The sequence below is a fragment of the Streptomyces sp. NPDC007863 genome (assembly GCF_040633895.1).
In the GTDB taxonomy this organism is placed as follows: domain Bacteria; phylum Actinomycetota; class Actinomycetes; order Streptomycetales; family Streptomycetaceae; genus Streptomyces.
On sequence record NZ_JBEYEI010000006.1, the window covers coordinates 239746 to 254333 of the forward strand.

General features: G+C 73.6%; 12 protein-coding genes and 2 tRNA genes. 7 read left to right on the forward strand and 7 right to left on the reverse strand.

Annotated elements, in window-relative coordinates; translation table 11 throughout:
• Positions 1 to 87: 87 nt before the first annotated feature.
• The 4 genes from ABZ621_RS12130 (at position 88) to ABZ621_RS12145 (ending at position 2023) form a co-directional block, all read left to right on the forward strand.
• Positions 88 to 702 carry a TetR/AcrR family transcriptional regulator C-terminal domain-containing protein gene (locus ABZ621_RS12130; protein WP_360603362.1) on the forward strand — a complete coding sequence of 205 codons (615 nt, stop codon included), beginning with the start codon at positions 88 to 90 and terminating at the stop codon, positions 700 to 702.
• Positions 703 to 788: 86 nt separating this feature from the next.
• Positions 789 to 1145 carry a hypothetical protein gene (locus ABZ621_RS12135; protein WP_360603364.1) on the forward strand — a complete coding sequence of 119 codons (357 nt, stop codon included), beginning with the start codon at positions 789 to 791 and terminating at the stop codon, positions 1143 to 1145.
• Positions 1146 to 1308: 163 nt separating this feature from the next.
• Complete coding sequence (locus ABZ621_RS12140) at positions 1309 to 1959, forward strand: hypothetical protein (protein ID WP_360603366.1); 651 nt, start codon at positions 1309 to 1311, stop codon at positions 1957 to 1959.
• Positions 1950 to 2023: transfer RNA gene (locus ABZ621_RS12145), tRNA-Lys, on the forward strand. Before ABZ621_RS12140 ends, ABZ621_RS12145 begins: the two co-directional genes overlap by 10 nt.
• A 95-nt stretch (positions 2024 to 2118) precedes the next feature.
• On the opposite strand, the gene ABZ621_RS12150 is transcribed toward ABZ621_RS12145, so the two are convergent.
• Complete coding sequence (locus ABZ621_RS12150) at positions 2119 to 3369, reverse strand: M6 family metalloprotease domain-containing protein (protein ID WP_360603557.1); 1251 nt, start codon at positions 3367 to 3369, stop codon at positions 2119 to 2121.
• Positions 3370 to 3772: 403 nt separating this feature from the next.
• Here ABZ621_RS12150 and ABZ621_RS12155 point away from each other — a divergent pair, with 403 nt between their 5' ends.
• The gene (locus ABZ621_RS12155; protein WP_360603559.1) at positions 3773 to 5623 is read left to right on the forward strand and encodes an EAL domain-containing protein; all 1851 of its coding nucleotides are present in this window, start codon (positions 3773 to 3775) and stop codon (positions 5621 to 5623) included.
• A gap of 101 nt (positions 5624 to 5724) precedes the next feature.
• Here ABZ621_RS12155 and ABZ621_RS12160 read toward each other — a convergent pair whose 3' ends face one another.
• Positions 5725 to 7437 (reverse strand): glycosyl hydrolase family 18 protein, encoded by a 1713-nt coding sequence (locus tag ABZ621_RS12160; protein WP_360603368.1) that lies wholly within the window; start codon positions 7435 to 7437, stop codon positions 5725 to 5727.
• A 254-nt stretch (positions 7438 to 7691) separates the two neighbouring features.
• On the reverse strand, positions 7692 to 8759 hold the full coding sequence (locus tag ABZ621_RS12165) for an LLM class flavin-dependent oxidoreductase (protein ID WP_360603561.1): 1068 nt from the start codon (positions 8757 to 8759) through the stop codon (positions 7692 to 7694).
• Between the two features lie 437 nt (positions 8760 to 9196).
• Here ABZ621_RS12165 and ABZ621_RS12170 point away from each other — a divergent pair, with 437 nt between their 5' ends.
• Together ABZ621_RS12170 and ABZ621_RS12175 are read left to right on the forward strand one after the other, a co-directional pair.
• Complete coding sequence (locus ABZ621_RS12170; RefSeq protein ID WP_360603370.1) at positions 9197 to 9955, forward strand: IclR family transcriptional regulator C-terminal domain-containing protein; 759 nt, start codon at positions 9197 to 9199, stop codon at positions 9953 to 9955.
• A gap of 89 nt (positions 9956 to 10044) precedes the next feature.
• A tRNA-Lys gene (locus ABZ621_RS12175) sits at positions 10045 to 10118 on the forward strand.
• Positions 10119 to 10179: 61 nt separating this feature from the next.
• On the opposite strand, the gene ABZ621_RS12180 is transcribed toward ABZ621_RS12175, so the two are convergent.
• The 4 genes from ABZ621_RS12180 to ABZ621_RS12195 all read right to left on the reverse strand — a co-directional run bounded on the left by ABZ621_RS12180 (position 10180) and on the right by ABZ621_RS12195 (position 14479).
• Complete coding sequence (locus ABZ621_RS12180; protein WP_359523836.1) at positions 10180 to 10833, reverse strand: response regulator transcription factor; 654 nt, start codon at positions 10831 to 10833, stop codon at positions 10180 to 10182.
• On the reverse strand, positions 10773 to 12071 hold the full coding sequence (locus tag ABZ621_RS12185) for a sensor domain-containing protein (RefSeq protein ID WP_360603372.1): 1299 nt from the start codon (positions 12069 to 12071) through the stop codon (positions 10773 to 10775). Before ABZ621_RS12185 ends, ABZ621_RS12180 begins: the two co-directional genes overlap by 61 nt.
• 94 nt (positions 12072 to 12165) lie before the next feature.
• Entirely contained in the window at positions 12166 to 13863 is a 1698-nt protein-coding gene (locus ABZ621_RS12190; RefSeq protein ID WP_360603374.1) for an AMP-binding protein, read from the reverse strand.
• Positions 13864 to 13888: 25 nt separating this feature from the next.
• Positions 13889 to 14479: a lytic polysaccharide monooxygenase gene (locus ABZ621_RS12195; protein ID WP_360603376.1), complete on the reverse strand. Its 591-nt coding sequence runs from the start codon at positions 14477 to 14479 to the stop codon at positions 13889 to 13891.
• Between the last annotated feature and the right edge of the window lie 109 nt (positions 14480 to 14588).

A 14588-nucleotide genomic window follows, 5' to 3' on the forward strand; every position in this document is an offset into this window, starting at 1 on the left:
GGGGCACCTTCCGTTTCCGTAGGAGGGCTCGTAGGCGTACGACGTACTCCTAAAGGTGTAGGCGTAGGGCGTACGCTGTCAAGCGCCATGCCACGACCCCGCTCCCTCACCCCCGAACGGCTCGCCGCCGCCGCGCTGGCCGTCGTCGACCGCGACGGCCTCGCGGCCCTCTCCATGCGCACCGCCGCCAAGGAGCTCGGCATGAGCCCGATGGGGCTCTACCGGTACGTCTCCGACCGCGAGGAGCTGGAGCGGCTGGTCGTCGACCGGATCCTCGGCGCGGTCGACACGGCCCCGCCGCCCCGCGACACGCCCTGGCGCGAACGGGTCGAGCTGATGACCGGGCGGCTGCGCGAGGCCGTCGCCCGCCATCCGGAGGCCGTCCCGCTCACCCTCACCCACCGCCACCGCTCCCCCGGCGGGCTGCGCTGGTCGGAGACGGTGCTCGGCATCCTCACCGAGGCCGGGATCGACGGCCCCCGGCGGGTGGTCGCGCTGCGGGCGCTCCACGCGTACGTGAGCGGGGCGATCCAGCTGGAGCACCGGGGCCCGCTGGCGGGCCCGGGGACGGAGGCGATCGCCGGACTGCCCGGCGACGCGTTCCCGCTGCTGACGGCGACCGCCCGGGACGCCGGCGGCGTCGGCCCCGACGAGGAGTTCCTCGGCGGGCTCCGGATGCTGCTGCGCGGCCTCGGGGACTGACCCCCCGAGGCGCTCTTGCGGGGCGCGGGAGAATGGGGGGTGGTCCGGCATTCCGGGCCTGCGCGTGTGCGAGGAGGAGCGGAACGATGGCGGAACCCGCGGAGCGGAGCGGACAGCGGCGGTTGCGGCCGGCGCCCCTGATCTTCGAGCCTGCCGAGGCGACCGCCGATCCCGAGCACTTCTTCGACCTGGAGTCGATCGAGGACCCCAAGGAGCTGCTGGCCCGGGCGACCGAGCTGACCCTGGCGTTCCGGGCGGCGACGGACCGGGCGGTCGAGTTCCAGGCCGTGGCGGCGGCGCAGCTCGCCGACCCGAAGCGGTTCGACCGCCTGACGGCGGCGGACGTCGCCGAGCGGGCGGCGTGGACCGAGGACTACGCGCGGAAGATGATCGAGTACGGGCGGGACCTGATCCGCGCGGACGGGCGGCCGGCGGAGGACTGAGCCTCCCCGGAGGAGCGGACCGCCCCTCCGCGGAGGGGGAGAACGGGCGTTCGGCATATGCATGAGGCCATATGCGGGGCGCACGATACTCCCCGGGGGCCGGCCCTGTCCGCCTTTTCGCGACTCCCGGCATCCGGTCCGTCACCGGCGGTAGACCTGTTCCATGACGACGACCTGGCTGCGCGACGAGACCACCCCGTACACCCCGTACGGCGTCCTCCGCTTCCTGCGGGCAGGGGACGAGGACCGGCACCAGACCGCCCGGGTGACGGCGGACGGCGCCGCCTGGCTGGCGTCGGCGGCCGGCGGGGACCTCGGGGCGGCGCTGGCGCGCTGGGAGGCGCGGCCGGAGTCGCCGGCGGTGCTGCCCTGCGGGACGGCCTTCGACGTCGTCAACGTGGACCCCGTCTTCGGGCGGCGGATGCTGGACCGGCTGTGGGAGGAGGGCCCGGGCTCGGGCCCGGTGGCCACGCACCGGGGCCGGACGCTGCTCTTCGCCGCGCCGGGCACCGCGCAGCGGCTGCCCGCGCTCCTCGACTGGGAGGAGTGGGGGGAGGCCGTGCCGCGGCCGATCTGCCACGGGACGGGCGACGCGGTGACCGTGCCGCCGCTGGTGCCGGCCGGGGAGGAGTCCACCCGGCCCCGGTGGCTGGTCGCCCCCGACACCCGGAACCCGTGGCTGCCGGGCCCCGAGGTGGTGCTCTGGGCCTGCGTGCGGGCCGCCCGGATGGTTTCGGCGGCCGACGTGCGGGTATCGATTTTCGCTGCCGCGGGTGAGGGTGCTAATGTCTACGACGTCAGCAGGCGCCGCTAGCTCAGTTGGTTAGAGCAGCTGACTCTTAATCAGCGGGTCCGGGGTTCGAGTCCCTGGCGGCGCACCGACAGGAAAGACCCCCTCGCGGAAGCGAGGGGGTCTTTCTGCTTGTCCGGACCGCGGCCAGTCCGTGCCCGGTGGTCAGTCCGTGCCCGGTGGTCAGTCCGTGCCCGGTGGGGTGATCTTCACCGTCCAGACGCCGGACTCGCTGCGGTCGGAGACCTCGACGCGGACGTCCGTGCCGGGCACGGTGAGCGTCTCGCCGACCTCCATCGGGGCGTCCGCGAGCGGCGGGTAGACCGAGCGCTCCCAGCAGGCCTCGGTGCCCGGGTGGGCGTCGACGACCTGGACCGGACCCTCGCCGGAGGCCGCGCGGGCCTTGACCCGGTAGACGAGGACGCCCTCGGTGCAGGTGTCGGCGTCGTTGCCGGTGGCGGCGCGGGCCTCGATCGCGAGGACGCTGTCCCGGCCGGTGCGGACGACGGCGAGCCGGGTGGAGCGGGCGGCCGGCGTCGCGGGGGCGGTGGAGACGGGCTCCAGGCCGACCACGCGCGGCTCGCCGCCCTGGACGCAGGTCACCTGGGAGCGGTCCAGCCAGCCGAGCTTCCACTTGTGCCAGCCGAAGGGGTCGGGGGCCAGCCCGAACTGGCTGCCCATGACGTCCCAGTCGCCCACATGGGTGTCCCAGTCGCCCTTGCCGTCGGCCGGACGGCGGTAGAGGTCGGGCAGGTCGAAGACGTGGCCGGTCTCGTGGGCGAGGACGTTCCGGTCCGGCGGGTGCCGCTCGAAGACGGTGACGACCCGCCGGATCTTCGCGCCGTCGACCTCCAGCGGGCGCTCCAGGTTGACCACCTTGGTGGCGTCCGAGTCGACGCCGGGCGCGTCCGGGTCGGCGACCAGGTAGACGATGTCGTACCGGGAGAAGTCCACGGAGTCGTCGACCGCGGCGACCGCGTCCCGCAGGTACTCCGCCCGCTTCCCGGCGTCCCAGTCACGCCGTATGTCGTACTCCGTGGACGGGCGGGGCATCGGCGTCCAGACGGCGCGGGGGTGCGGGCGCAGGGTGAACCGGCCGTAGGAGGCCCGCTGGAAGAACTCGGAGGTGGCCGGGAAGTGGTCGGCGGTCAGCTCCTCCGGGGTGGTCAGCGGGGCGGCGTCCGGGAACGACAGGAAGATCATGACCGCGTCGAGCGCCCGCTCGGGGCGCGGATAGGAGCCGTTCCAGCTGTCGACGCCGAGCGAGTGGTGGGCGGCGGTACGCGGCAGGGCGCAGGGGCCTGCCGAGGGCGCGGCCACGGCGGGCCCGGCGACCAGGCCGGTGGCGGCGAGCGCGGCGAGCGCCGTGAACGAAGCGGCTCCGGCGCGCAGCCGGGAGCCCTCCACTCCCCCGGGTGGCTGCTGACCCTCCACGTGGACCTCCGGTTCGCGAGTGCGGGACACCTCCCCCACCTTGTGACGGTTCGCGGTGTTTCGCATGTTTCCGCTGCCCCGGTCGGGTGAGAGCGTGGCGTCCGGTGGACGCGAGACGGGCGGAGTCCAGCTCACGGACAGTCACATTCGGTCATCTCGGAGACGCCGTGCGTCAGACCCGAGCGGAATCGGTCGAAGGGGCGGCTCCCGGTGTCCGGACTCACACCGTCCGCGCCCCCGCTCCCCCGCCCAGGAGCTGGAACGGCCCCCCGGGCTGGCTCTATGATCGGCAGACTTGTCCGGAGGCCGACCATCCTGACCACATGTGAACGGCCCCCCAGCACCACGGGAGCGAGCGGTGAGCGGAACCCCCGAAGGACCGGCACACCCAGAACCGCCCGGCATCCCGCCGGCCCGCCCGGCACTCACGGAGCGTGAACTCCGCGACTACCGGGCCGCCTTCCGCGCCTCCCGGCTCGCCATGGCCCTCGTGGACCGGGACGGCCTGGTCGTCGCCGCCAACGACTCCCTCGGCGCCCTCCTCGGCACCGACGGCGCCGCCCTGCGCGAGCAGGCCGCCGCCGACCTCGTGGACCTCGCCGCCGACGGACGCACCTGGCACGCCTACCGCGAGGTCCTGCGCGGCCGCCGCTCCCGCTTCCGCTGCACCCGCCGGCTCAAGCACCCGGACGGGCGCAAGCTGTGGGCCGAGGTCACCGTCGCCCCGGTCCCCGACACCGGCCGGGTACTGCTCTCCGTCGCGGACATCAGCGAGCGGCGCGAGCTCCAGGCCCGGCTGCGCCACCTCCAGATGCACGACCCGGTGACCCGGCTGCCCAACCGGGCGCTCTTCTTCGAGCGCCTCTCGGCCGCCCTGGAGTGCGCGGCGGCGGAGAGCGTCGAGGCGGCCACCGGCGCGGCCGGACCGACCGAGCCGGCCGGCGCCCCGGAGCCGTACGGCTCCCCCCACACGTACCGGTCGTACCGATCACACAGCCATGGCAGAACAGGGCGGATCGGTCTCTGCTACCTGGACCTCGACGGTTTCAAGGCGGTCAACGACACGCTCGGCCACCGGGTCGGCGACCGGCTGCTCGCCGCCGTCGCCGGGCGGCTCACCGAGTGCGCCGACAGCGCCGGCTACACCCGCAGCGGCGGTCACCTCGTGGCCCGGCTCGGCGGCGACGAGTTCGCCGTCCTCGTCGAGGACTCCACCGGGACGGAACAACTCGCCGACCTGGCGCGCTCGGTGCTCGCCGCCCTGGAGCGGCCCTTCGACCTCGGCGGGCAGCGGCTCTCCGTCTCGGCCTCGATCGGCGTCGTCGAGCGCACCGCCCTCGGCACCACCGCCACCGGGCTGATGCAGGCCGCCGACACCACGCTGTACTGGGCGAAGGCCGACGGCAAGGCCCGCTGGACGCTCTTCGACCCGGAGCGCAACGCGCACCGGATGACCCGGCAGGCGCTCTCCTCCACCCTCCGCCCGGCGGTGGAGCGCGGGGAGTTCGCCCTGGAGTACCAGCCGCTGGTCGACCTGGCCGGCGGGGCGGTGCGCGGCGTGGAGGCGCTGGTGCGGTGGAACCACCCGCAGTTCGGGGTGCTGCCGCCGAATCGGTTCGTCGCGATCGCCGAGGAGGACGGCTCGATCGTGGAGCTCGGGCGGTGGGTGCTGCGCACCGCCTGCGCGCAGGCCCGGCAGTGGCAGAAGGACCATCCGCGGGAACGGCCGCTCTTCGTGAGCGTGAACGTGGCGGTCCGCCAGGTCTGGGACTCCGACCTGGTGGCGGACGTGGCGGGGATCCTCGCCGAGACCGGCCTCGCCCCGCACCTGCTCCAGCTGGAGCTGACCGAGTCCGCGGTGATGGGGTCGGCGGGCCGCCCGCTCCAGGCCCTGCAGGCGCTCAGCGACATGGGCGTGCGGATCGCCATCGACGACTTCGGCACCGGCTACTCGAACCTCGCCTATCTGAGCCGGCTGCCGGTCTCCGTCCTCAAGCTGGACGGCTCCTTCGTGCGCGGCTTCCAGGACGAGGAGCACGCCAACCCGGCGGACGAGCTGATCGTGGAGGCGCTGGTGCAGCTCGCCCACCGGCTGGGCCTGACGGTGACGGCCGAGTGCGTGGAGACCGCCGGACAGGCGGCGCGGCTGCGGCGGATCGGCTGCGACACCGGGCAGGGCTGGCTCTACTCGCGGGCGGTGGCCCCGGACCGGATCGCCGCGATGATCGAGGGCACGACGCCGCTGCGGGTCTGAGGGCCGCCGGGTGACGCGCGGGCATGGAACTGCCCCCGGCCGGAGGGACATTCCGGGCGGGGGCAGCGGTTCATGCGGTGTTACGTGGTGCGGTCAGGGCTTCAGCAGGCGCCGAGGTCCTGCCAGACGCCCCACTCGCCCGTGGTGCCGGGAGTCTCGTTCTGGGTCCACCACTTGGCCTTGTACTTGCGGCCGTTGTGGGAGACCTCGTTGCCCGCGTTGTAGACCTGGCCGGCGACGTAGGCCGGGACCGAGCCGCAGCCGGCCGGGGGCTCCGTGGTCGGAGGCGTGGTCGGCGGGGTGGTGGTCGGAGGCGTGGTCGGCTCCGTCGTGGGCGGCGTGGTGGGCGGCGTGGTCGGCGGGACGGTGGTGCCGCCGAGCGCGGTGTTGATCTGCTTCAGCAGGGTGACGTTCTCGTCCAGGCCGAGGAGGGAGTACATCATCGCGCCGCCGAGGCCGCGCTGCTTGCCGTAGTTCACGCGCTCCTGGATGGACTTCTGGTTGAGGCCGGTGAAGAACTCGCCGTCCTTGTAGAAGTACGAGGACTTGGCCTGGTCGTCCCAGAAGGTGGTCGACGCGTTGTCGACGATGCCGCCCAGCTCCTTGTAGTGGGCGATGCCGGCCTGCTGGCTCAGCGGACGGGCGTTCGAGCCGCCGGTGGCGGTCTGCGCGAGGCCGTTGGTGGTGCCGGCGGGCACGCCCTTCCAGCCGCGGTAGTAGAACTCGTAGCCGAGCGTCAGCTTGTTGGCGGGGAAGCCGCCGGTGATGCCGTAGGTCGGGTTGCCGTCGATCCAGGAGTCGATGGCGGCGTCGATCGAGTACTTCTCCTGGCCCGGCGCGATCACGTCGGTCGGGTCGTTGGAGCCGGAGTACAGCGGGGACTGGTGGTACGTCGGCCCGTCGCCGTCCCAGGCGCCGTGCATGTCGTACGTCATGATGTTCGCGTAGTCGAGGTACGCGCCGATCTTGTCCGTCTCGATGTACTTGATCTTGTCCTGGCCGGCCGGAAGGGCCGCGGTCAGCATGTACTTCTTGCCGCCGTTGGCCGCGCCGTACTCGTCGAGCTGCTTGCGGAACTCGGCGAGGAGCAGGGTGAAGTTCTGCTTGTCCTCGGGGCCGTAGTGGTTGCCCAGGTGGCCGCCGGAGGAGCCGGGGTACTCCCAGTCGATGTCGATGCCGTCGAAGATGCCGGCCGCGGTGCCCGCGCCGCCGAAGCCGCCCTCGACCGGGAGGTTGCCCTTGAGGTACTGGTCGATGCAGGAGGAGACGAGCTTCTTGCGGCTCGCGTCCGTCTTGGCCGCGTCGTGGAAGTACTTGGAGTAGGTCCAGCCGCCAAGCGAGATGTTGATCTTCAGGTGGGGGTACTTCGCCTTCAGCTCCTTGAACTGGTTGAAGACGCCCACGATCGGCTGGTCCCACTTGTCGGCGACGCCGTCGACGGAGTCGGCCGCGGAGAAGGACTTCTGGTAGTCGGCGTAGGAGTCGCCCGCGCCGTCGCCCGCGTTCGGGTTGTTGTCGTCACCCGCGGCCTTGTTGGCCATGAAACACGTGAGGTTCGTCGGGTGGATGTTGCCGAACGAGTAGTTGATGACGTCCAGCTGGCTCGCGATGCCCCGCGTGTCGAGGTGCTTCGGGTAGAACGCGTTGCCGTACACGCTCCACTGGTCGTAGTACGCGATGCGCACCCCGCCGGCGGAGGCGGTGGTCGAGGCATCGGCGGCCTGGGCGGAGCCGAGGCCCGCGGTGGCGGCGAGGGCGCCGGCCGCGAGGGCCGAGCTGAGCAGCGCGGCGATCAATGACTTACGGGGGTGCACGAGCGTCCTCCGATGGGGGGTACTGGTGGTGCCGTACAGGAGTTGGAGAAGTGATAGCCCCCGCATGAACGGCGCGTCAATGGTCTGAACCAGATTGAGGACTAGACCAATTCGAGGGTGAAAGCCCTCGTCAGAGGCGTGCAGCACAAAACGAAACCGCTCGCCACCATGTGTGACGAGCGGTTTAAGGTTTCTTTAGGGAAGCCGGTGAGGTGGTTCGACGGTGAACCAGTCGCCCATTCGGAACCCGGGATTCAGCCGAGCCGCGGCAGGTCGTAGGCGTCCGCGACGAGTTCGTAGCTCCGCAGCCGGGCCTCGGCGCCGTGCACGTTGGCCGTCAGCATCAGCTCGTCGGCGCCGGTCCGCTTCCGCAGCTCGTCCAGGCCGTCGCGGACCGCGTCCGGGGTGCCGTACACGACGTTCGCCAGCCAGCTGTCGGTGAACTCCCGCTCCGCCGGGCTGAATCCGTACGCCTCCGCCTCCTCCGGCGTCGGGATCAGCCCCGGCCGGCCGGTGCGCAGCCGCAGCATCGACAGCGCGCCGGTGAGCACCTGGCGGTGCGCCTCCCGCTCCTCGTCGGCGGCGAGGACGCCGACGCCGATGAGGCTGTAGGGCGCGTCGAGCACGGCGGAGGGCCGGAAGGACTGCCGGTAGAGGTCGAGCGCCGGGATCGTGTGGCGGGCGGAGAAGTGGTGGGCGAAGGCGAAGGGCAGCCCGAGGAGTCCGGCGAGCCGGGCGCTGAAGCCGGAGGAGCCGAGCAGCCAGACCGGCGGCCGGCCCTTCGGACCCTGCACCGGGCCGGGCACGGCGTGGATCCGGGCGTAGCGGTGCCCGTCCGGGAAGTCGTCGTCGAGGAACCGGGTCAGCTCGGCGAGCTGCTCCGGGAAGTCGTCGGCGCCCTCGTTGAGCGTGTCGGTGCGGCGCAGGGCGGCGGCGGTGGCGCCGTCGGTGCCGGGGGCGCGGCCGAGGCCGAGGTCGATCCGGCCCGGGGCGAGCGCCTCCAGGGTGCCGAACTGCTCGGCGATCACCAGCGGGGCGTGGTTGGGGAGCATCACGCCGCCGGAGCCGAGCCGGATGCGGCGGGTGTGGGCGGCGAGGTGGGCGAGGATCACGGCCGGGGAGGAGGAGGCGACCCCGGGCATCGAGTGGTGCTCGGCCACCCAGTGCCGGTGGTAGCCGCGCCGCTCGGCGAGCCGGCTCAGCTCCACGCTGGTGGCGAGCGCCCGGCTCGCGGTGGAGCCACTGCCCACGGTCACCAGATCGAGGACGGAGAGGGGTACGGGGGCAAAGCCCAGGGCCTCCCCGCGTATGGCGTCCCCCACGGGTCCGTCCGCCGTGCCTGCCGCTGACTGGGTGCCGGTCTCGCTCACCGTCCGGTCCTTCCTCCATCGAGTACGTCCATCCGTGCGGCAACAGGGGTGCGGTGGCACTTATTCCATGCCGCCCGATTACGGGACGAAGGGCGCGAACCGGATGGCGGGGGTCACATTCCGGCCACCGGAGGATCGGCGTCCGGGTCCGCTTCCCCGCAGAAAATCTTCGTCCGCCCGCCGCCCGAACGCCTGCGCGAGCGACGTTCGGCGCCGCCCTGACCTCCCTCTCTTTCCGTCACTCATGCCCATGTCATATGCCAGAGTGGCGCGCCCCTGCACAGGACGGGGTTCCTCCGCACGATTCTCGCCAACAGCCGCCCCGTAAACGGCCCTTGGCGGCTATCGTGGTACGGAAGCTTGCGGTCACAACCTGGTAGGGGGAAACCGTGGCGCTGAAGCCCGAGCCCACCGCGCCGTTCCACTCGGCGCAATACGCCCTGCGCGTCCTCGAGACGGTCTCGCGGCACGGCGGCGGGGTGTCGGACGTCCAGATCGCCCGGGAGGCCGGACTGCCCGTCCACCACCTCTCGTCGCTGCTCCTCATGCTCCGGCGCGAGGGGTACGTCGAACAGGTCTCCGACGGCGCGTACGTCATCGGGGACTCCCTGGTCCTCCTCGGCTCCGGCTCGACCCGCCGCGAGGCCCTGGAGGCCAAGCTCCAGGAGACCCTCACCGAGCTGCGCGACTCCGTCGGCGCCGCCGTCTACATCAGCCGGTACATCGACGGCGAGGTGAAGATCACCCAGTTCGCCGACGGGCCGCGCACGCCCAAGGTCAACGAGTGGGTGGACTTCCGCTCGGCCGCCCACGCCAGCGCGGTCGGCAAGTGCCTGCTCACCCAGCTCGACCTCAACGGCCGGCGCGACCACCTCTCCCGGCACAAGATCGCCCGCCTCACCTCGCGGACGATCACCAACGAGAAGGTGCTCTTCTCCAAGCTGGACAGCCAGCCGCCGACCGTCCCGGTCCTCGACCTCCAGGAGTACGCGGTCGGCACGGTCTGCGCCGCGGTGCCGCTCACGGCCGGCTCCGCCGTCGGCTGCCTGGCGCTCTCGCTCCCGATCGAGCACGCCCACCGGCTGCGCTCGGCCGCCGACACGCTGAACCGGCGGGCGGCCCCGGTGGTGCTGTCGCTGGCGATCTGAGGCGCCCGGAGCGAGGTCCCGCCGGGGTGGCCCCGGCGGGGTGGTCACGAGCACCCGTCGGGACCAGGTAGTATTTTCTCTGTCAGCAGGCGCCGCTAGCTCAGTTGGTTAGAGCAGCTGACTCTTAATCAGCGGGTCCGGGGTTCGAGTCCCTGGCGGCGCACCGACAGGAAGAGGCTCCTCGCGAAAGCGGGGGGCCTCTTCTGCGTGCCCCGCCGGGTCCGTCACGCCTGGAGGTAGGCGAGGACGGCGAGGACCCGGCGGTGGGTGTCCTCGGCCGGCGGCAGGTCGAGCTTGGCCAGGATGTTGCCGATGTGCTTGCCGACGGCGGCCTCGGTGACGACGAGCCGGCGGGCCACCTCGCCGTTGGAGTGCCCCTCCGCGACCAGCGCCAGGACCTCCCGCTCGCGCGGGGTCAGCGCGGCGAGCGGGTCCCGGCGGCGGCGCAGCAGCTGCCGTACGACCTCCGGGTCGACGACCGTGCCGCCCGCGGCGACCCGGTCCAGGGCGTCCACGAACTCCTCCACCTGCCCCACCCGGTCCTTGAGCAGATAGCCGACGCCGGTGCCGTCGCCCGAGTCGAGGAGATCGGCGGCGTAGTCCCGCTGCACGTACTGGCTGAGGACGAGGACCGGCAGGCCGGGGCGCTCGGCGCGCAGGGCGACGGCGGCCCGCAGCCCCTCGTCCTGGAAGCCGGGCGGCATCCGCACGTCGGTGAGGACGACGTCCGGGTCGTGGGCGGCGACCGCCGCGCGCAGCGCCTCCGCGTCCCCGACCGCGGCGACCACCTCGTGGCCGAAACGGGCCAGGAGCCCGATCAGTCCCTCGCGGAGGAGGACACCGTCCTCGGCGAGGACGACGCGGAGCTGACGCGGCACGGGATCTCCACTCGTAGGACCGTCGGCCCGCCCGGCGGGCTGGTGATCGTCAGTGTGCCATCGAGGACGGCGAGCCGGTCGGCGAGTCCGGTGAGCCCGGAGCCGCGGGCCGGGTCGGCGCCGCCGTGCCCGTCGTCCTCGACGGTGAGGACGAGGACGCGGCCGTCGTGCCGGCCGGTGAGGCGGGCGCGGGAGGCACCGCTGTGCCGGTCGACGTTGGCGAGCGCCTCCCGGCCGGTGAAGTACGCGGCGCTCTCGACGGCGACGGGCAGCCGGGGCAGGGAGCCGAGCGCGCAGTCGACGGGGACGGCGGTCCGGTCGGCCGCGTCCGCGAGCGCCGGCCCGAGCCCGTAGTCGGCGAGGACCTGCGGATGGATCCCGTGGATCAGCTCCCGCAGCTCGGCCAGGACCTGCCCCGCCTCCTCCTGCGCCTGCGCGAGCCGCTCGGCCAGCGGCCCGCCCGGCGGCGCGTCGAGCCGGGCGAGCCCGAGGGTCATGCTGAGCGCGACGAGCCGGTGCTGGGCGCCGTCGTGCAGATCCCGCTCGATCCGCCGCCGCTCGGCCTCGAAGGCGTCGACGAGCCGGGCCCGCGAGGCGATGACCTCCCCGAGCCCGTCCCGGGGCCGCGCCCCGAGCAGCCGCCGGGCGAGCGCGCCGCGCCCGGCGGCGTACAGACCGAGGGGGTACGAGAGCACGAGCAGCGCGAGCGCGCCGACGAGGGCGCCGGCGAAGGCCCCGGGATACGAGGTCACCAGCACGCTCTTGAGCAGCTTGGTCTCCTCCCCGTCGACGGCGAGCAGCACCGGCGCGGCGAGCAGCGTGGCGGGCGCGCCGAGGGCGACGGCGAGGACGAGGGCGTCGAGCGGCCACAGGACGGTGCCGAGCAGCAGCCCGTACGCGAGCTCCCGCCAGGTCGCCCGCTCCCCCGCCCGCGTCCGCACCCAGGCCCCGAGCCCGGGCGCGGCGGGCACCCGGTGCGGGTCGGGCACCGGCCGCCGGTCCACGAGCCGCAGCCGCAGCCGCTCGGCCCCGCCGAGCGCCACCCCGCCGAACAGCAGCAGCGGGATCCCGACGAGCAGGAGGGAGGCGAGCAGCAGGACGAGGAGGACGGCGCAGACGAGCACCCCGCCGACGACCCCGGTGACGAGATAGCCGGCGGCCCGCCACGGCCGGGCCCCGAACGGAAACCGCGGGGGCCGCGGCGCGAGCGCCCGCCGCACGTCACGTACTTCTTCCATGACCGCCCACCGTAGGCGGGGCCGCCGGGGCGGGCCATGGGGGTGGGGGGTGCGGCGGGGGTGGGGCTGGGCCTACCCCCGGCGGGGCCGGGGGTCACGCCAGTTCGCGGCCGTGGCGGCGGTACTGCGCGCGCAGGTCCGCGAGCGCGGCGGCGGTGAGGGGTTCGTACGGGGAGGCGGGCGTCGGGCGCCACCAGACCGGGTCCGCGCAGAGGAAGGACGCGCGGCGCAGCGCCACGCGGTGGATCTTGTTGGTGGCCGTGAGGGGGAGGGCGGGGGCGACGCGGACGAAGCGCGGGGGCATCTTCGTGCCGAGGTCGGGCTGTGCGGCGAGGAAGGCGGCGAAGTCCGCCGGGTCGAAGGCGGCGCCGGGGTGGAGGGCGAGGGCCGCCATGACCTGGTCGCCGGAGACCGGGTCGGGGACGGCGTAGACGGCGACGCCCGCCGCTCGCCGCCAGCGGGAGAGGATCGCCTCGATCATGGCGGCGGCGAGGTTCTCGCCGTCGACGCGGAGCCGGTCGTCGGTGCGGCCCGCGAAGTAGAGGTAGCCGGCGTCGTCGCGGTGGAAGAGGTCGCCGGTCCAGTACCAGCCGGCGCGGCGGCGGGCGGCCTCGGCGGCGGGGTTGCGCCAGTAGCCCTCGAAGGTGCCGGTGCCGCCGCGGTTGACGAGTTCGCCGATGGCCGCGTCGGCGTTGAGGAGGCGGCCGGTGGGCGAGAAGCGGGACGGCGGGCATTCGCGGAGGGTCTCGGGGTCGACGACGGCCAGGTCGTCGCCGGGCGCGGCGCGGCCGATCGCGCCGGGCGGGGTGTCGGGGGTGCGCTGGATCGACGCGCCGCCCTCGGAGGAGCCGTATCCCTCGACCAGTGGCACCCCGAAGCGTTCGCGGAAGCGGGCCGCGTCGGCCGGGCCGGCCTCGGTGCCGAAGCCGAGGCGGAGCCGGTGGTCGCGGTCGTGGGGGCCGGGGGCCGTGGCGAGGACGTACTGGATGGCGCGGCCCACGTAGGTGAAGTACGTGGCGTCGAAGCAGCGGACGTCCGGGAGGAAGCGGGAGGCGGAGAAGCGGGCGCGGAGGGCGATCCCGGCGCCGGCGGCGAGGGCCGGGGCCCAGTCCGCGATGACGGCGTTGCCGTGGAACATCGGCATGCAGACGTAGTGGGTGTCGTCGGGCGTGACGGAGAACGCGCGGGCGAGCGAGGTGCCGGCCGACGCCACCGCGCCCTGGCTGCGGAGCGCGGCCTTCGGGGCGCCGGTCGAGCCGGAGGTGAAGGTGAGGAGGTAGCGGGTGGCGGGGGTCACCGGGCCGAGGACGGCGTCGCCGGGGCGGGCGTCCGCGTAGGGCGCGAGGAGCTCGCCGTACGCCTCGGTGTCGGTGACCAGGACGCGTACGCCCGGCAGCGGCAGGCCGTCGAGGAGCGGCAGGTGGGCGCGCTGGGTGACGAGGACCCGGCAGGCGGTGTGGGTGATGTCGCGGGCCAGTTCGGCGCCGCGGCGGGTGGGGTTGAGACCGGCGACGGCGGCCCCCGCGAGGGCCGCCGCGCCGAGCCAGAGCGGGTACTCCGGCGTGTTGTCGAGCAGCAGGCCGAGGTGCGGCTCGCCCCCCGGCCGGGGTGGCATCAGGTCCACGAGCAGGGCGGCCCGCGCGGCGGCGCCGGCGGCGGCCCGGTGGTGGCTGAGGGTGTGGTGCTCGTCCCGCAGCCCGGTCCGGTGGTCGCCCCAGCGGCGCCGTATGAGCTCCGCGACGGTGTCCGCGCCCGCCCGTGTCGTGACCGTGCTGACCTTCCTGGCCGTCATGGCCCGGACTGTAACTGACGCTACGTCAGAACTGAACGTCCGAGCAGGCGTAGAAGGCGTTCGCGGTGTCCGCGATCGTCCACACCGCCAGGATCAGGTGGCGCCCCGTCTTGCCCGCCGGGATGGTCCCGGAGTGCGAGAGCGTCGACGGCGGCTGCTGGTTGTTGTACGGGACGGTGAGGAACGGCTGGGAGTCGAGCTGGGCCCGGGTGAGCTTGCTGTTCGGGTTCCAGCCGTTCTTGGTGATGTAGTACCGGAAGTCCGTGGTCGCGTGACGGGCCGTGAACTGCCAGCGGAAGCTGTAGCTCTGGCCCGCGGTGACCCTGGTCGCCGGCCAGGCGCCGCCGCGCGGGTCGTCCAGCTGCGCGAAGCGGGAGTTCCCGCCGGCGCAGATGGTGCCGTCGGCGGGACCGGCGGCCGGGAAGCCCTTGAGCCCCTCGACCGACTGCGGCTCCCACTGGATGGAGCCGCAGTTCGTCACGGTGCCGTTGGCGCAGAGCTTCTGGCGGCTGATCGGGGAGTCGGTGTAGCCGTGGCTGTTCGCGGTGCTGGTGGCGAAGAGGGAGGCGGCCGTGACGCCGAGCGCCACGGCGGCCAGCCCTGTCTTTTTGCGCATGCTGTCGCTCCAGGGAGAACGTGGGGGAGTTCTGTGATGCCCGTGGGCCGTGCTGCACGCGTGCGGGGTGGTGCCGGTGGTGCGGGGTGGTACGGGGTGATGCGGGTGG